Origin of the sequence: Clostridium sp. D33t1_170424_F3 (assembly GCF_015667585.1) — a bacterium.
Lineage (GTDB): Bacteria > Bacillota > Clostridia > Oscillospirales > Acutalibacteraceae > Anaeromassilibacillus.
Map to the genome: position 1 here is coordinate 1 of NZ_JADPEG010000023.1, position 17,816 is coordinate 17,816.

Consider the following 17,816-nt stretch of genomic DNA (forward strand, 5'->3'; position numbering starts at 1 on the left):
CTGCAGGGCGATATTACAAAGGCGCGGGATGCGCTGTACAACGCGATTATGGCCCTGGTGGATAAGGTAGACCGCACAGAGCTGGATGCGTTCATCGCGGAAGGCACAAGAATTGAAGGCATCCTGGAGTCCGATTACCTGCCGGTTGGACAGGAAGAGTTCAAGGCGGCGCTGCAGGCGGCAAGAGAGCTGCCGGCGGACGCGGACCAGGCGGCGGTCAACGCGGCGGCAATGCGTCTGGTTAAAGCCATTTCGGGCCTGCGCCTGATCCCGACCAGAGAAGCGCTGAAGGAGCAGATCGACGCGGCGGAGAGCATCGACCGCGGCCTGTACACGGCTTCCAGTCTGATGCTTCTGGATCAGAAGATAGCGGCGGCGAAGAATGCGTATGAGCATGCGGAAACGCAGGAAGAGATCACAAAGGCATACGACGAGCTGGTGGACGCACAGGAGAAGCTGACGAAGAAGCAGGAGAGCGGCAAGACGGGCTCCGGTAGCAACACCAGAGTGGTGGACAACAGCTACGGTTCCGCGGGTACGGCGGTTGCCGGCGCGCAGAACACGGCGGCGTATGTACGCTCGGATACGACGGTGAACTTTGCTCTGAAGAGAGGGCAGGCGTACTGCTTCAAGATGACGGTAGTCAACGGCAGCGGTTTGGCGCCTAACTTCACAGTTGGCGACGGCAGCGTGCTGAAGACGCAGTTTGTGGCGCAGATCGGCAATGACTACTACTTCAGAGTGTGGGCAATTGGCGCGCCGGGCACAAGCGCGGGCGTGTATACCTCTCTGAACGGCAGGGAAGCCGTCAGGCACTGCACGGTTTCGATCGCTTGATTGCAGGCATAACGGGCGCTGGATGAGCCAGCAGTCTGTGAGTCATATCACAATATCAGTGAGGGAGGCCCTCCGGCAATTGCCGGAGGGCCTTTTCCGTTCTTTGGCGATGCAGTTACATATTTGATACTGTTCATTCATTTGGGAAGATGGTATAATAAATAAAATCTGACACAAAAATGGATGGAGATAAGAGGAGGCGGACAACGTGCGAAAGAGAATCTATACAATTAGCAAAGCATTGGCGGCGGCTGTATTGATTGTTTCCCTGTTCTCCGGCTGTTCGATCTCCGCTCTTGATACGCAGGCACTGATGCGCCCGCCGCGTCCTACCGGTGAGCGCGCGCAGATTCATGATGAACTGGAAAAATCTGCAGGCGGCGGGCTGGTGCTGAAATATCCCAGCCGCGGCAATTATCGCTCGGCTGTTGTGATGCATGATCTGGTGGAATTGGGCCAGGAGGACGCTATTGCATTTTATCAGAAAAAAGGGGAAAATGCCGGACTCAACGTCATGTTTATTCATAAAGAGGACGGCGTCTGGAAAACCATCGGTTCGTTCAGCAATCCCGCCAGTACGGTGGATGAGATATGCTTTGGCGACGTAAACGGCGACGGACGGGACGAGGCCGTCATCGGCTGGGGCAGCAACCTGAATCATTCCACTGCCATCTACGTCTATTACTACGAAGACGGGCAGATGCAGGAGCTTAAAATGGATCAGTCTTATACGGAAATGGTGGTCATGGACTTTGACGACGATCTGAACGACGAGATTCTGACGGCCAGCGTTACCGTGGGGGACCAGCCCGCTGTGGCCCGTTTGCTGCGTGTAAAAAACGGCAAGCCGGAAATCATCGGTTCCGCCAACCTGGATCGCGGCGTCACCAATTATGTCAACGTGGCCGCGGGATTCATCAGCGAAACGGGAGATCTGAAGGGCGTGGTTTTGGACGGCAGCAAAAGCGCCGATATGCGCGTGACGGAAATCCTGTACTGGGATAAGGATGCATCGCTGCTGCGGTCCCCCTTTTACGACAGCTATTCGCAAACCGCCAATTATACCGCGCGGCGGACGCAGGCAATTTCGCAGGCCGTCGGAGGCGGCAAAATCATTGAAATACCGATCGTTACGCCATTGCCCGGCTTTACAGCCGACACCGCGGTGGATGAGACGGGCTATCTGACCAATTTCCACCGTTTTAATGCAAAGGATAACATGCTGGTGCGCAGTGTGTCCATGCTGATGGATTATACGGACGGGTACTCCTTTTTGGTCCCGGATATGTGGCGCGGCAAGGTGACGACGCGGATGGATGCCGCGACGCGTACACTGACGTTCTATGAATGGGTCGTTTCCGACCAGGCCACCAATTCTGGTGCAATGGGAGCGCCTTTGCTGCGCCTGCGCGTTTTTACAGAGGGAGACTGGGCGGATGGGAAGGACACGGACGGTTACTACCGGATTATGGAATCCAACAGCCTGATGTTCGCCGCGTCGATTCCCAGCCCGGATCATATGCTGTCTCTCAATATCAACGACATTAAAAGCGGTTTTAAACTGATTCAGACGGATTAATCATTTATGCGGTGTGGGTTGCGCCGAAGGGAAAACGGCAGCCGGGTTCCGGCGGAAGGGAGTTGTATCAAAGTGAAAAAAGTATTGGTAGCGGAAGATGAGCAGGCAATCCGCGAATTTGTTGTTATCAACCTGAAGCGCGCAGGGTATGACGCATACGAGGCCTCCAATGGGGAGGAAGCGCTGGAGGTATACGAGAGGGAGGGCCGCAATTTCGATGTGGCAATTCTTGATATTATGATGCCCGGCCAGCTTGACGGCTTGGCCGTCTGCAAGGAGCTGCGCAAACAGAGCGGTTCAATTGGAATCATTATGCTTTCCGCGCGGACACAGGAGATGGATAAGGTCAGCGGCCTGATGATGGGCGCCGACGATTATGTGACAAAGCCGTTCAGTCCTTCCGAACTGGTGGCGCGTGTGGACGCGGTCTACCGCCGGGTGGCGCTGGCGCAGATGCGCGACGAGAATAATTTCCGTGAGGAAATCCGTTCCGGAGACTTCGCGCTGAATCTGCGCAACCGCACGCTGATGAAAAAGGGCGTGCCGATCGAGCTGACACAGGTGGAGTTCCAGATCATGGAGTATTTCTTTTCCAATCCGACCACAGCGCTGGATCGTTCCGACATTCTCAAGCATGTCTGGGGAGAGGCGTATTACGGTGAGGAAAAGATTGTGGACGTCAATATTCGCCGCCTGCGGATGAAGGTGGAGGACGAACCCAGCAATCCCAAGCACATTGTTACCGTGTGGGGCCTGGGGTACAAGTGGGAAGCGTGATCAGTTTGTCGATTTGACAGGAAGAAGGGAGGACCGTCATGCAGATTCAGACGAAAGGAATCACAAAACGCTGGCTTTTGAACAGCCTTGGTGTTATACTGGTTTTGATCGTTACCCTGGTCCTCTCCCTGTCTTTTGCGATCCAAAGCTATATCTACTATGGTATCCAGCAGACGATCAACGGGCGCTCCGATGAAATCACGAACGTCTTTTCCGATTACGGCAGGCGTTCCCCGCGGGACTTTTCCGTGGCGGCGCGCAACTATGTAGAAAACTTTCCGAATAAGGAAAGCATGGAGCTGATGGTCTTCAACTCCAACGGGCGCATTATCACCACGTCCGTCGGCTTTGCGCCGGATGAGTCGCAGCCCATGCCGGATTACAACCTGGCGTTGACAAACCCGGATGGATACGGCACCTGGACGGGGGAGCTTACCAGCGGGGAAAAGGTGATGGCGGTGACGCGGGTCATCCGCAATGACGCCGGCAGCTTTGTTGGCGGGGTGCGCTACGTCGTCTCTTTGGAAGAGGCGGACAAGCAGATCGGCATGATTGTCTTCATCCTGATTCTGGCGGGCGCGGTCATCATTCTGATTATCATTACCACGAGTTATTATTTTATGAAATCGATTATTACGCCGATCAAGGAGATTGGCGCGATTGCGCAGCGTATCGCCCAGGGGGACTTCAAAGCGCGCATTGAAAAATATAACGACGATGAAATTGGCCAGCTGTGCAGCACCATCAACGACATGGCGGTGGAGCTTGGCGCGGCCGAAAAGATGAAAAACGACTTTATTTCCTCCGTCTCCCACGAGCTGCGCACGCCGCTCACGGCCATCAAGGGCTGGGCGGAGACGATGCAGGGCGGCGGGATGGACGACGATACCTTTGAAAAGGGGATGAGCGTCATCATCCGCGAATCGGAACGGCTCTCCGGCATTGTGGAGGAGCTTCTGGATTTCTCCCGCATGCAGAGCGGCCGTATGACCTTGACCATGGATAAAATCGACATTCTGGCGGAGCTGGGCGAAGCGGTCTACATGTTCAGCGAACGCGCGAAGGCAGAGCATAAATTCCTGCTGTACGACGAACCGCAGATGCTGTCTCCCGTGCTGGGAGACGTCAACCGCCTGCGCCAGGTGTTTGTCAATATTATCGACAACGCGTTGAAATACACAGAAGAGGACGGTACCATCGGGATTTCCGCCCAGGAGGAGCACGGTTATATCCGGGTTGTCATCAGCGACAACGGCTGCGGCATCCCGCCGGAGCACCTTCCCAATGTGAAAAAGAAATTTTATAAGGCGAATCAGACAGTCCGCGGCTCCGGCATCGGGCTGGCGCTCGCCGATGAGATTATGCGGCTGCACTCCGGCAGCCTGGAAGTGGAGAGCCATGAGAATGTGGGCACGGCCGTGACCATCCGCATTCCCACGTTGAAGCAGAAGGCGGCGGAACCGGAGCCGGACAAAGAAAGGACATCCGAATAGAATGGCTAGAGAAGAGACAAAACGCATTACATCGATAGGCGGGCAGGCATTGATCGAAGGCATCATGATGCGCGGCCCGAAACGGACGGAGATTTCCGTCCGTATGAGCGACGGGACGATTTCGTCTGAAACGCTGGACACCAAAGGCCTGCGGGAAAAGTATCCGTTCTGGCGGCTGCCGCTGCTGCGCGGCATCGCGGGCTTTATCGATTCCATGACCGTGGGCTACAAGGCCCTGAGCATTTCCGCAGATAAGGCGGGCCTGGACGACGAAGAGGGAGAACCCTCCAAGTTCGATCTGTGGGTGGAACGCGTCTTTGGCGACAAGCTGATGGGCGTGCTGATGGCGGTCAGTTCTGTGCTGGGCGTATTGCTGGCAATCGGACTGTTTTTCTTTTTGCCCACCTGGATTTTTAACATGGTGCGCGATTATCTGGCGGGACCGGGGATCGAAGGCTGGCGCTCCCTTGTGGAAGGCGTCATGCGCATCGGGATTTTTGTACTGTACATCGCATTGGTCGCGCGGATGCCGGACATCAAGCGCGTGTTCCAGTATCACGGTGCGGAACATAAGACAATTTTCTGCTATGAAAACGAAGAAGAGCTCACGGTGGAGAACGTCCGCCATCACAGCCGGTTCCATCCGCGCTGCGGCACCAGCTTTATGATTATCATGCTGCTGTTGGGCGTGCTCATTGGATTTTTTATCCCGTTTACCAACCCGCTGCTGCGCACGGTGGTCAAGCTGCTGTGTATCCCGCTGGTGGTAGGCATCGGCTTTGAGCTGATCCGCATCTGCGGCAAGTATGACAATACAATTACCCGCATCATTGCGGCGCCCGGCCTGTGGATGCAGCGGCTGACGGTAAAAGAGCCGGACGACAGCATGATCGAGGTCGCCATTGAAGCGATGAAAGCGGTCATCCCGGAGGACGGCGCGGATCTGAAGTGCCCTGTCACCGGGAAAAAATCAGCGTGATTTGAGAAAAACAAATGCATGACGAGGCTGTCTCAAAATGGCCTGTTTTGCACATAATATTGACAGGATCAGAATCCCCTCGCCTTTGGCGGGGGGATTGCCAAATTCAGCCGGTTTTTGTATGTTCTGTCAATTGTAACGCGGAGACAATTTTTCATTGTACGGAAGGAGTGAGAATCGATGACATTGCGCGAAGCCTACCAAATGGGAAAGATTCTGTTGCAGGATGCGGAAAACGAGGCGCCTGCGTTTGATGCAATGTGCCTGTTTCAGAAAACGTTTGGTTTGGACCGGCAGCAGTTGATCCTGCACGGTGAGCAGGCGGCCAAACCGGAGCAGGCGGACGCGTTTCTGGCCCTGTGCGGGGAGCGGGCGCAGGGGCGTCCGCTGCAATATATCCTGGGCGAATGGCCCTTTATGGACTTTACACTCACCGTGGGAGAGGGTGTGCTCTGCCCGCGGGAGGAGACGGAGCTGCTGGTATATACGGCGGCGGAGCGGTTGAAGGGGCGCAGAAACATCCGCGCCGCGGATCTGTGCGGCGGCAGCGGCGCGGTTGCGCTGGGACTGGCCTCGCTGCTGCCGGAGGCGGAAATTGCCTGCGTGGAGCGGTATGAGGAAGCGTACCGCTATCTGGAGGAAAATATCCGGCGGACCGGCTTTACCAATGTGACGCCCCTGCAGCTCGATGTGCTGGAGCCGTTCAGCGCCGCGGGGCTTGGAGCGCTTGACGCCGTCGTTTCCAATCCGCCGTATGTGCGCGCGGAGGAAATCCCGCAGCTGCAGGCGGAGGTGCGGCGGGAGCCGCGCACTGCGCTGGACGGCGGCGCGGACGGCCTGTTGTTTTACCGGGCCATTGTGGACCTCTGGCTGCCAAAGCTGAAGCCGGGCGGCGTTGCGGCAGTGGAGATCGGAGAAGAGCAGGGCGGTCCGGTTCAGGAGCTGTTTGAACGCGCCGGATTGGAATATGTGAAGGTCGTCAAGGACTTCAACGGCCTGGACCGGGTGGTTGTGGGAAGCCGGCATTTCCTTTGATGCGCCTGCCTGCAAACGGCCGCACGGAAAGTCACGAAGAGAAATTGCAATCCTCCTATAATTGGGAAGTACAGAGAAGAGGCGAAACGGGATGAATTGGATCAGTGGGCTGCAGAGCGCGATTGACTACATTGAAGACCATCTGACAGAGGAGTTGGACTACGCGGAGATTGCCCGGAAGGCATATTCCTCCAGCTTCCATTTTCAGCGGGTATTTGGAATCCTGTGTGGGTACACACTAGGCGAATATATTCGCAACCGGCGGTTGACACGGGCGGCGGAGGACCTCCTTTTGTCGGACGTGAAGGTGATCGACGTCGCGCTGCAATACGGCTACGACAGCCCGGAAAGCTTCAGCCGCGCATTCGCAAGGTTTCACGGCGTCACGCCATCGCAGGCGAAGAAGGAACGCGCCGCGCTCAAATCGTTTTCCCGGCTCTCTGTGAAACTGATTTTAGCAGGAGGCAATGTAATGGATTACAGAATGGAAAAAACAGGCCCGATGGAACTTGTGATGAAGAAGGAACGGTTTACCGGCGGCAGCGAGGTGAGCAAAATGCAGATTCCGGCGCTTTGGGACCGCAGTTGTGCGGACGGCACGGTCCCGATGCTCTGCCGGCATTTGGATCCCGACAGCCCGCTGGGAGGGGCGCTCGTCGGCGTCAGCCTCAGCGACCCGGAAGAAGGGGACTTTGATTATGGAATCGGCGTGGCCAGTAAAAGCGAACAGATCGAAGACGGCCTGTCAAGGGTGAGTCTCCCCGCCGCCACATGGATTGTGTTTCCGTGCCGGGGAAAGATTCCTGACGCGTTCTTTACTCTGGTGAAACGCATTTATTCGGAGTTTTTCCCTGCGAGCGAGTACCAGCCGAACGGCATGTGCCTGGAGGTGTATCCCGGGGAGAAGATCGACATGGAGAACTACTACGGCGAGTTCTGGATTTCCGTTGAGCAAAGAGGATAAGGCCGGAAAAGCAAAGCGGCTGTCTCATAATACAGGTTTTCATAATCAGCTGGAGTAAAGCAAATCCCCCCGCCTCAGGCGGGGGGATTTGCTTTACTCCAGCTGCTGTTTTATGTGTTCTGGCGACTGTGAGACAACCGCCATTTACAGGATTTGGAAATGCTTTAACGCGTTGAGAATGCCATCGTGGTCGACGTCGTCGGTCACATAGTCTGCCATCCGCTGGACGTCTTTGCTGGCGTTGCCCATCGCGACGCCGGTATGCACGCAGGTGAACATCTCCGTATCGTTGCCGCCGTCTCCAAAGGCCATGCTTTCTTCCGGAGAAATGCCATAGGCTTCCAGGCATTTCAGAATGCCGGTCGCTTTTCCGCCCTCTCTGGGGATCACATCCATAAAGAGCGGATGCCAGCGCACGGACCGGCAGCTGGGAAGGCGCTGAAAGAATTCCGCTTCTTCCTCTGGATCGACAAATGCGCTCAGCTGGTATGTCCGGTTGGTAAAAATCCGTTTTGGATCGTCAAAAGGTTCTTTAAAAGCCGTGTCGCCCAGCTGTTCCCACATCTGTAAAACGCGCGGCGTCGCCCGGTTCAGATAGATGTAATCCAGTTCCATAAAATCGCAGGCGATCTGTTTTTCCTCCAGATAGGGAAGGATATTCGCCAGATCTTCCGACGGAATCCACTGTTCGTGCAGCACGCCGGCGTCATTGAAGCAGTATTGGCCGTTTGTGGTGATATACCCGTCAAAAGGAAACGGAAGCAGGTTTTTAATATGCGCAAGGCCGGAAGGGGGCCGGCCGGTGGCGATGAACAGCTTGATTCCCTTGTCCCGTAGCGCTTCCAGCGCATACTGCGTGCTGGCCGGTACCTGATGCGTCTGAAAGCTGACCAGCGTCCCGTCGATGTCGAAAAAGACCGCTTTTATCATCGGAAAATCCTTTCTGTAAGGCCTGAAAATTCTTCAGGGTGTATCCTGTGTTCTTTTCTATATTATAGCGCGCCTCGCGCGGGGAAGCTATTCGCTTTCTGTCCAATCCTGTTCGGATTCCGCCGTTTTTTCCGTGTCCTTTGATGGCCGCACAAAGGGGATTTATACGGAATATTTGTTCGATAATTGCGCCGGATACATTGCATTTTTGGTTGGGATACAGTATAATAAATACATATTTTCCGCGGATCGATTGCGCCGGAGCGATTTCCGGCGCTTTTACTGAATTATCACAACAGACCGGAGGTAAAAAATGGCCATTGATAAAAGCAGGGGCGCCGGTGCGGCCGGCAAAACCATGGATAAAAAAACGGCGCTGGAAACGGCGCTTGCGCAGATTGAAAAGCAGTTTGGCAAGGGCGCGGTGATGCGCCTGGGCCAGAACGAAGCCATGCAGGTGGAAGCGATCCCCACAGGTTCCCTTTCCCTGGACCTTGCGCTGGGTATCGGCGGCCTGCCGCGCGGCCGTATTGTGGAAATTTACGGCCCGGAAAGCTCCGGTAAAACCACGCTGGCGCTGCACTGCATCGCAGAGGGCCAGAAAAACGGCGGCAACGCCGCGTTTATCGATGTGGAGCACGCGCTGGACCCGGTTTATGCGCGCGCGCTGGGCGTGGATGTGGACTCTTTGCTGGTTTCCCAGCCGGACACCGGCGAACAGGCGTTGGAAATCACGGAGGCACTGGTGCGCTCCGGCGCGATCGATGTGATTGTCGTCGACTCCGTGGCGGCGCTGGTGCCGCGCGCGGAAATTGAGGGAGAGATGGGCGACAGCCACGTCGGCCTGCAGGCGCGCCTGATGAGCCAGGCGCTGCGCAAGCTGGCGGGCGCGATCTCCAAGTCGAACTGCGTGTCGATCTTCATCAACCAGCTGCGTGAAAAAGTCGGCGTGATGTACGGCAACCCGGAGGTTACCCCCGGCGGCCGCGCGCTGAAATTCTATTCCTCCGTGCGCATTGACATCCGCCGGATTGAGACGCTGAAAAACGGCACGGAGCAGATTGGCTCCCGCACACGCGCCAAGGTGGTCAAGAATAAGATTGCGCCGCCATTCCGCGAAGCGGAGTTTGACGTGATGTACGGACGCGGCATTTCGCGCGAGGGCGAGCTGCTGGACCTCGCCGTCAAGCTGGACATCATTCAGAAGAGCGGCGCGTGGTTCTCCTATAAGCAGGAGCGTCTGGGGCAGGGCCGCGACAATGTGAAGACCTTCCTGGCGGGCAACCCGGAAGTGGCCGGCGAGGTGGAGCAGCTGGTGCGGGAAAACATCAGCAAACTTTACGCCAAGTCCACGGCGGCGGCCTCCGCCAACGCTTCCCCGGCAAAGCCGCTTGCCGCGCCGGAGCCGGCGGCGCCTGCGCCCGCACCGGCGGTCAGCCGCGCCGCGTCGGCAAAAATTGACATAGAAGCGGACGACGACGAATAAGATACATTACAGGTATTTGAAGCCTGAGAAAAGGATGGAATCCATTTGCTGATTACGGCGATTGAACCGCGGCGCAAGCGTCTTTCCGCGCTGTATCTGGACGGGGAATTCGCGCTCAAGCTGGACACGGAAACGCTGCTGTGCTCTGGGTTTCGGATCGGCATGGAGCTGGACGACGAACAGCTTCATGCGCTGGTCCAGCGCAGCGAGAGCCGCCGCGCACAGGAAAAAGCGCTCTATCTGCTGGAGTACCGGAACCACTCCAGGAAAGAATTAGCGGATAAAATTGCGCGCACTGTGGGCCATGAGGCGGCGGCGCGCGCGGCGCAGCGTATGGAGGAAATCGGCCTGGTGGATGACGAACGGTTCGCGCGGGAACTGGCGGCGGAGCTGCTGCACCGCAAGGGCTACGCGGCCCGCCGGGCGGAATACGAGCTGCTGCAAAAGGGGATTGACCGGGAACTGGCGCGCGAAATTATTGAAGAGTTGGAGCCGGACCCGGAGGAAATGCTCCAAACGCTGATTGAGCGGAAGTACCTGCGTTCCCTTGGGGACGAGAAAGGCCGCCGCCGTGTCTTTGCCGCACTGCAAAGGCTTGGCTATCAGGGCGGGGATATCCGCGCGGCGCTGCGAAAGTATAGGGACGATGAAAATGAGGATGAATAAAACCATGGTATCTGTAGGAATGATCAGCCTCGGCTGTGAAAAAAACCGGGTGGACGCGGAGATGATGATGGCCAGCCTGCAAAAGGCGGGCTATGCGCTGGCGGACGATGCCGCGCGGGCCGACGTTGCCATCGTAAACACCTGCGGCTTTATTGAAGCGGCAAAGAAAGAATCCATCGGGGAGATTCTGGAACTGGGCCGGATGAAAAAAGAGGGACGGATCAAAGCGATCATCGTCACAGGCTGTCTGGCGGAGCGCTATCAGGAGGAAATCCGCAGGGAGCTGCCGGAGGCCGACGCGGTCTGCGGCATTGGCGCGGACGCGGATATTGTTTCCGTGGTGGAGCGCACGCTCAAGGGCGAACACCCGGAGCTGTTTCCGGAAAAGACGCTTTTGCCGCTGTGCGGCGAACGGGTGCGGTCCACACCACGCTATTTCTCTTACCTGAAAATCGCGGAGGGCTGCGACAACCGCTGTTCCTATTGCGCGATTCCAATGATCCGCGGCCCGTACCGCTCCCGCCCGATGGAGAGTATCGTGGAAGAGGCGAGGCATCTCGCGCAGGGCGGCACAAAGGAATTAATTATCATTGCGCAGGATACCACGCGCTATGGGCTGGATCTCTATCAGAAGTTTATGCTGCCGGAGCTGCTGCACAGGTTGTGCGGAGTGGACGGTATTGAATGGATCCGTGTGCTCTACTGTTATCCGGATTTTATGACGGAAGAGCTGATGGACGTCATCGCACAGGAGCCTAAAATCGTCAAGTATATGGATATTCCGCTGCAGCATTGCAGCGGGCCGGTGCTCAAACGCATGCGCCGCTTCGGCGATCGTGAAAAGCTGACGGCATTGGTTGAAAAACTGCGGGAGCGTATCCCGGGGCTGATCCTGCGCACCACCATGATCACGGGATTTCCCGGCGAGACAGAGGCCGATTTTACGGAGCTCTGTGAATTTGCAAAGGAACTGCGGTTTGAGCGGTTGGGCTGTTTTGCCTATTCGCAGGAAGAGGGCACGCCCGCGGCGGACATGGAAGGCCAGCTCGACGAAGATGAGAAACAGCGCCGCATGGATATTGTGATGGAACAGCAGATGGCCATCATGCAGGAATGGGGCGAAGGCCGGGTCGGCCGGACGGAAACGGTTCTGGTGGAAGGCTACGACCGCGGCGTCGGAATGTGGTACGGCCGGACGTATGCCGATGCGCCGGAGATCGACGGCAGTCTCTTTTTTACAGCGGACGGGAAAAAACCGCAGCCCGGGCAGTTTGTCCGCGTACGCGTGACGGAATGCGTCGATTGCGACTTGGTGGGCGTGGCGGAATCCATCCCGGCCGAAGGAGGCATCGATGAATCTACCAAATAAGCTGACGGTACTGCGCATGGCGCTGGTGCCGTTCTTTGTGGCGGCGTTGCTCTGGCAGGGGCTGCCGCACCACTACCTGGTTGCGCTTTTGCTGTTTGTTGTGGCGTCCTATACGGACCATCTGGACGGCAAAATCGCCCGTGAGCGAAATCTGATCACGAATTTTGGAAAATTTATGGACCCTTTGGCGGACAAAATTCTGGTGCTCTCCGCGTTGGTCTGCTTTGTCAGCCTGCAGCTGGTCAATCCCTGGTGGGTGGTAATCATTCTGGCGCGTGAGCTTCTGGTCACCTCTTTGCGGCTGGTCGCCGCGGACGAAGGAATCGTCATTGCGGCGAATAGTTGGGGCAAGATCAAAACGGTGAGCCAGATTGCCGCGATTATTGCCATCCTTGCAATGCAGTACGCGCAGGAGCTGATTGGCATGCGTGCGTTGCCCGCGTTTACCATTGGGGCGTTGGACAGCGGCGTGCTCTTTTATTGGGCGGGGGAACTGCTGGTTTTTATCACGGTTATATTTACGGCGCTTTCCGGCGTGATTTATATGAAGCAGAACTGGAAAGTAGTCAGCAGCTCCAGGTAATTAAAGAAAATAAACGGCGGCATAGATGTTAGATACATCTATGCCGCCGTTTTTTTATTTCTTGATGTTTTTTATCCGGTTTTTTCGTGTGCGTTTGAAATGTAAAAAAGCAATGAATTCCCGCAGTTCCTTTTTTTCCTGCTCTCCAAATCCCTCTGGAAGAAGCATGCTGTTTTCTCCTCTTGCAAATGGGTAGGGTTCGTCGACCAATCCGAGCAGGTAATCCAGGGAAATGTTAAACAGCTTTGCAATTTCGATTTTAACATCGTCGTCCGGTGCGCTGCGATCCCGTTCATAGGAGGAAATCGTATGGATGGATACGTTTAGCTTGTCCGCAAGCTCTTGTTGAGAAAGGCCGTGATCCTTTCTGATTTCCTGAAGCCTTTCTCCTAACATATCTGACCTCCGTTTCAAAATGATCTGTTGGGTTCTTCTTTGTTTATCATTATAAAAAAATTATGGGTATATGCAGATGATTGGAAGAAATCTTACGGGTTTTTCTTGACACTCATAAGAATATGCTGTAATATTATAGATAATCCGGAAGAAACTTATGGGTGTGAATCCCCGCTGAACATGTATAAAAAGGAGGAAAAAAATGGAATTGACTAAAAAGAGGGTTGTTTTATCGGCTCTTTCCGTCGTGCTGGTGCTCTGTCTGCTGGCTGGAGGGACAATGGCGTGGTTTACCGACACGGAGAAGGTAAACGGTAATTTTACCGCTGGTGTGCTGGACATTGTCGTCAATCCCGATGAAGACGGCTATACCACAACTGAGGCGCTGGAGTTTAAGAATTTGCGCCCGATGCTCTATGAAAACTTTGAAAAAGAACTGGTGGCCTCCGGCGACATTAATAACCTGGAAAACAACGGTCAGAATCCGGATAATTATCCATCCGATTATCTGCCGATCTATTTCCGGCCGGTGACCATTGCCAACAAGGGTACGCTGCCTACATACGTCCATCTCACCATGAGCCCGCGCGTTGTGGACGACAAGGAACCGATTCTTTACGACGATGACATACACAACATCGACCAGAAAGCGTACGAATCTGTCGATTGCGGCAACACCCTGAAGGGCGCTTTGAAAATCTATGTCTACAGACAGAATGAAAACGGCGCATGGGAGCGTGTGGACGATGTCAACCTGAACGGGGAAACGTTGTCGGATACGGAAGAGGCGGCGTATAATCCAAGCTCCATCATTAAGGCCGGGGAGAAGGTTACCTATATCATGGCTGGCTATCTGCCGCCGGAGACGGACAACGCGTTCCAGGGCAAGCATTATCACGGCACGCTGACCGTCCAGACGCGTCAGGCGGATCAGGGCGCGTATACGCCGAGCCACCCAGGCAGCGGCAGCGATGAAGGCGGGACCATCGAGGTGAAGGCTTTTGTGAAGCTGACAAACCATGCGGCGGGAGGCGCCGTGGTCGCGGAAAATATGGAAGTGGTGCTGAAGCTGGACAAGAGCGTCAAAACAGCGACGAGCGCGGACTTTGCAAACCAGCTGCGCGCGTTTGTGGAGCGTTACACCGCTCCCGACGGCAAAAAATATAAATATACGGGCGTGATTCCCGACACGTTCGAGGTCAAGTACGATGCTGCAACGGACAGCTATTATGCCGATTTTGGCGAAGACCAGATGATCGTCGGCGTATCGGAGGTCAAATAAGCTTCGTCGCTGCGGCTTTTAAGGGAATGTCAAACAGTCGCCCGTATTTTTGGAGCAGCCAAAGCGGCTGACTGGGTTTTAGAATTGCGGGGTACAATCGAGTCATAAGTTTATTTATTCCATCTGATTTCTGAAAAGGTATCCAGGCAGTTTCCTCATTTGAATTGCTTTACATTTTCCGCCAACCGGCATATAATAAGATAATACTGAAAACGGTATATTTTTGAAATGCAGGGAGCGGAAGAAGTACCTGCGGGATTTCCTACAGCAGAGAGAAGGCGCCGCTGGCTGAAAGCGTCTTTTGCAGGCCCCGCTGGAAAATGCGTCCGCGACGCCCGGCCATCCGGCCCGGCGGTGCAGGCGGGGGGAAAGGAAAGTATCCCCGCACGGTTGCCTCCGTTAAAAGGCAGCAGTGAGCAACAAAACGGAGTGGAACCGCGGTGCGCCGCCTCCGTCCTCTTACAGGGGGGACGGAGGCGGCTTTTTATTTTGGGAAAGCAGGTGAAATGGGGAGATATGTTCAATCAATTGAAAGCAGAGCTGGACTCCATTATCGAGCGAGACCCGGCGGCCCGCAGCCGCCTGGAGGTATACTTTCTCTATTCGGGTTTCAAAGCGGTGCGGTCGTACCGCAAGGCGCACTGGTTTTACCAGCGCGGTCATAAATTCATTGCGCGATGGATCAGCCAGCGGGCGCGCCATAAGACGGGCATCGAGATTCACCCTGGCGCGACCATCGGCAAGGGACTTTTTATCGACCACGGCATGGGCGTCGTCATCGGAGAAACGACGGAGATCGGCGACAACTGCACCTTGTACCAGAACGTTACCCTGGGCGGTACGGGCAAAGAGCAGGGCAAGCGCCATCCCACCCTGGGCGACAATGTGATGGTCGGTTCCGGCGCAAAGGTGCTGGGGCCGTTCAAGGTGGGGGATAACGCCCGCGTGGCCGCCGGCGCGGTGGTCCTGGACGAGGTGCCGGCGAACGCGACGGCGGTGGGCGTGCCTGCTAGGGTGGTGCGCATCGACGGGGTGCGTCCCTGCAACCTGGACCAGGTGCATGTGGCGGACCCGGTCTCGCAGGAGCTGTGCCGGATGCAGGTGGAGTTCCTCAAGCTCCAAAATCGGGTCGAGGAACTGGAAAAAGGAGCGGACGACGCATAAAATCCCGTATTGCGGTTGTATTTTTGCCCATAATCCAATATAATAACGGGTATTGAGACGAAGAAAGCTGGGAGGAAAGAATCATGAAAATTTATAATACGCTGACGCGCCAGAAAGAAGAGTTTGTGCCCATTACGGCGGGCGAGGCCAAAATTTACGCCTGCGGCCCAACGGTGTACAATTATATTCACATTGGCAACGCGCGTCCCATCTGCGTGTTTGATGTGCTGCGCCGCTATATGGAATACCGCGGCATGAAGGTCACGTTTGTGCAGAACTTTACGGATGTGGACGACAAAATCATCCGGAAGGCCAATGAGGAAAACAGCGATTATCTCACGGTCTCCCAGCGCTATATTGAAGAGTATAAAACAGACGCGGAAGGCCTGAATGTGCGCCCCGCCACGATCCATCCGCTGGCGACGGAGAGCATGGAAGAGATCATCCAGATGGTTTCCGCGCTGATTGAGAAAGGTTACGCCTATCCCACGGACAACGGCGACGTGTATTTCCGCACCAAGAAGGACGACCACTACGGCAAGCTGTCCCACCAGCCTCTGGAGGACCTGGAGGCCGGCGCGCGCATCGCGGTAGGCGAGGTCAAGGAAGACGCGATGGATTTTGCCCTTTGGAAGGCTGCCAAGGAAGGGGAGCCGAGTTGGGTTTCCCCGTGGGGAAACGGACGCCCCGGCTGGCATATCGAGTGCTCCGCCATGGCGAAGCGCTATTTGGGAGAGACCATCGATATTCACTGCGGCGGGCAGGATCTGATTTTCCCGCACCACGAAAATGAGGTGGCGCAGAGCGAATGCTGCAACGGCGTGCCGTTTGCCCACTATTGGATGCACAACGGGTATATCAACGTGGACAATCGCAAGATGAGCAAGTCGTTGGGGAACTTCTTTACCGTGCGCGATGTGGCGGCGCAGTTCGGCTATGAGCCGGTTCGTTACCTGATGGTCGCGTCTCACTACCGCAGCCCCATCAACTACGGCGTGGAGGTCATTGAGCAGTGCAAGGCCGGGCTGGAACGATTGTACAACTGCCGCGACAATCTGGAATTCCTGCTGAAAAATGCCTGTGAGGGCGAAAAAGAAGGGGAAAAGGAAATCCGCCGCCGGTTCAGCGGGCATCAGGACCATTTCATCGAGGCGATGGAGGACGACCTGAATACCGCCGACGCACTGTCCGCGCTGTTTGACCTGGCGAGGGACATCAATTCCAGCCTGAACGCCCAGAGCGCACCCAGCAGGGAGCTGTGCGCCTATGCGCTGGATTTGTTCAATGAGCTGGCAGGCGTACTGGGCCTGCTCTACAACAAAAAAGAAGAGCTGGTCGACGAAGAGATCGAGGCGCTGATTGCCAAGCGCAATGAAGCCCGTAAGAACAAAGACTGGGCGACGGCTGATCAAATCCGCGACGAACTGAAAGCGCGCCATATTGTATTGGAAGATACGCCGCAGGGCGTCAAGTGGAAGATTGAGGAATAAAAAACAACTGGGTTTTCCCGGTTTCTTAGCGCTTTCCGATTGACCTGGCAGGAAAGATTTTTTTGTTACGTTCAGAGGTGGAAAATTTAAACGATTTTCTGAATGTAATAAAAAATCCGCCCCTGCCGACAGGCGGGGGCGTTTCCTTTGAAAGGGTGGAAACGATGGCGAAAGAAAAAGAGATCAAAACGAATGTGATGCGCATTCTGGACAAGGAAAAAGTCCCGTACCGGGCGTATTTTTATGAGCATGAGGACGGTGCAATCGATGGCGTTTCCGTGGCGCATAAGCTTGGGCAGAACGCGGAGCAGGTGTTCAAAACGCTGGTTACGCGCGGTTCCGGCCATGATTTCTTTGTGTTTGTCGTGCCGGTCGCAAAGGAGCTGCAGCTCAAAGCGGCGGCGAAAAGCGTTGGAGAGAAATCAGTGGAAATGATCCATGTGAGCGAGATCAACAAGGTGACGGGCTATATCCGCGGCGGCTGTTCGCCGGTCGGAATGAAAAAGCAGTACCGGACGGTGATCGACAGCAGCTGCGAGACGCTTTCCACCATGATCGTCAGCGGCGGAAAAATCGGCACGCAGGTAGAGCTTGCACCGCAGGACCTGTTGCGGTTGGTGCAGGGCAAAACGGCGGATATTGCCGCAGAAGGATAAGGTGAAATGCGTGCGGAAAGCAGCCGGAAGCATTCCAAAAACGATCTGAAAATGCCCGTAAAATCCAAGTGAAAACGGATTTTACGGGCATTTTTGCATAGCGCTTCAAAGTGTCGATTGCAACGGTCCT

The 17,816-nt window shown here is 55.6% G+C and carries 17 protein-coding genes; 15 read left to right on the forward strand and 2 right to left on the reverse strand.

The window, feature by feature from the left end:
* From I4V53_RS13110 to I4V53_RS13140, 7 genes are all read left to right on the forward strand, one after another.
* A partial coding sequence (locus I4V53_RS13110; protein WP_195986144.1) for a hypothetical protein occupies positions 1-837 on the forward strand: 837 nt, incomplete at its 5' end.
* 208 nt (positions 838-1,045) lie between these two features.
* Positions 1,046-2,416, forward strand: coding sequence for an FG-GAP repeat protein (locus tag I4V53_RS13115; protein ID WP_195986145.1), 1,371 nt, complete (start codon positions 1,046-1,048; stop codon positions 2,414-2,416).
* Positions 2,417-2,488: 72 nt separating this feature from the next.
* Positions 2,489-3,193 (forward strand): response regulator transcription factor, encoded by a 705-nt coding sequence (locus tag I4V53_RS13120; protein ID WP_195986146.1) that lies wholly within the window; start codon positions 2,489-2,491, stop codon positions 3,191-3,193.
* A 38-nt stretch (positions 3,194-3,231) separates the two neighbouring features.
* A complete protein-coding gene (locus I4V53_RS13125; RefSeq protein ID WP_207747916.1) occupies positions 3,232-4,686 on the forward strand; it encodes a sensor histidine kinase in 1,455 nt (484 codons plus the stop codon).
* 1 nt (position 4,687) lies between these two features.
* Positions 4,688-5,665: a DUF1385 domain-containing protein gene (locus I4V53_RS13130; protein ID WP_195986147.1), complete on the forward strand. Its 978-nt coding sequence runs from the start codon at positions 4,688-4,690 to the stop codon at positions 5,663-5,665.
* Between the two features lie 180 nt (positions 5,666-5,845).
* Complete coding sequence (prmC, locus tag I4V53_RS13135) at positions 5,846-6,700, forward strand: peptide chain release factor N(5)-glutamine methyltransferase (RefSeq protein WP_195986148.1); 855 nt, start codon at positions 5,846-5,848, stop codon at positions 6,698-6,700.
* A 91-nt stretch (positions 6,701-6,791) separates the two neighbouring features.
* A complete protein-coding gene (locus I4V53_RS13140) occupies positions 6,792-7,664 on the forward strand; it encodes a helix-turn-helix domain-containing protein (protein WP_195986149.1) in 873 nt (290 codons plus the stop codon).
* A gap of 144 nt (positions 7,665-7,808) precedes the next feature.
* Here I4V53_RS13140 and I4V53_RS13145 read toward each other — a convergent pair whose 3' ends face one another.
* Complete coding sequence (locus I4V53_RS13145) at positions 7,809-8,594, reverse strand: Cof-type HAD-IIB family hydrolase (RefSeq protein ID WP_195986150.1); 786 nt, start codon at positions 8,592-8,594, stop codon at positions 7,809-7,811.
* 313 nt (positions 8,595-8,907) lie between these two features.
* On the opposite strand from I4V53_RS13145, the gene recA reads away from it, so the two are divergent.
* The 4 genes from recA to pgsA are packed head-to-tail and all read left to right on the forward strand — an operon-like array spanning position 8,908 to position 12,698.
* Positions 8,908-10,080 (forward strand): recombinase RecA, encoded by a 1,173-nt coding sequence (recA, locus tag I4V53_RS13150; protein WP_195986151.1) that lies wholly within the window; start codon positions 8,908-8,910, stop codon positions 10,078-10,080.
* A 45-nt stretch (positions 10,081-10,125) separates the two neighbouring features.
* The gene (locus I4V53_RS13155) at positions 10,126-10,746 is read left to right on the forward strand and encodes a regulatory protein RecX (protein ID WP_195986152.1); all 621 of its coding nucleotides are present in this window, start codon (positions 10,126-10,128) and stop codon (positions 10,744-10,746) included.
* A gap of 4 nt (positions 10,747-10,750) precedes the next feature.
* Positions 10,751-12,115: a 30S ribosomal protein S12 methylthiotransferase RimO gene (gene rimO / locus I4V53_RS13160; protein ID WP_286167162.1), complete on the forward strand. Its 1,365-nt coding sequence runs from the start codon at positions 10,751-10,753 to the stop codon at positions 12,113-12,115.
* Complete coding sequence (gene pgsA / locus I4V53_RS13165; protein ID WP_195986153.1) at positions 12,099-12,698, forward strand: CDP-diacylglycerol--glycerol-3-phosphate 3-phosphatidyltransferase; 600 nt, start codon at positions 12,099-12,101, stop codon at positions 12,696-12,698. The genes rimO and pgsA overlap by 17 nt, the downstream gene beginning before the upstream one ends.
* A gap of 54 nt (positions 12,699-12,752) precedes the next feature.
* Here the strand turns inward: pgsA and I4V53_RS13170 are convergent, their stop codons facing one another.
* Positions 12,753-13,094: a helix-turn-helix domain-containing protein gene (locus I4V53_RS13170; protein WP_195986154.1), complete on the reverse strand. Its 342-nt coding sequence runs from the start codon at positions 13,092-13,094 to the stop codon at positions 12,753-12,755.
* 202 nt (positions 13,095-13,296) lie between these two features.
* Between I4V53_RS13170 and I4V53_RS13175 the strand changes: the two genes are divergently transcribed.
* The 4 genes from I4V53_RS13175 (at position 13,297) to ybaK (ending at position 17,686) form a co-directional block, all read left to right on the forward strand.
* Positions 13,297-14,376, forward strand: a complete 1,080-nt coding sequence (locus I4V53_RS13175) for a TasA family protein (protein WP_195986155.1) — start codon at positions 13,297-13,299, stop codon at positions 14,374-14,376.
* A gap of 516 nt (positions 14,377-14,892) precedes the next feature.
* Positions 14,893-15,540, forward strand: coding sequence for a serine O-acetyltransferase EpsC (gene epsC / locus I4V53_RS13180; RefSeq protein ID WP_195986169.1), 648 nt, complete (start codon positions 14,893-14,895; stop codon positions 15,538-15,540).
* Between the two features lie 83 nt (positions 15,541-15,623).
* Entirely contained in the window at positions 15,624-17,030 is a 1,407-nt protein-coding gene (gene cysS / locus I4V53_RS13185; protein ID WP_195986156.1) for a cysteine--tRNA ligase, read from the forward strand.
* A 164-nt stretch (positions 17,031-17,194) separates the two neighbouring features.
* Positions 17,195-17,686 carry a Cys-tRNA(Pro) deacylase gene (gene ybaK, locus I4V53_RS13190; protein WP_195986157.1) on the forward strand — a complete coding sequence of 164 codons (492 nt, stop codon included), beginning with the start codon at positions 17,195-17,197 and terminating at the stop codon, positions 17,684-17,686.
* Positions 17,687-17,816: the final 130 nt, after the last annotated feature.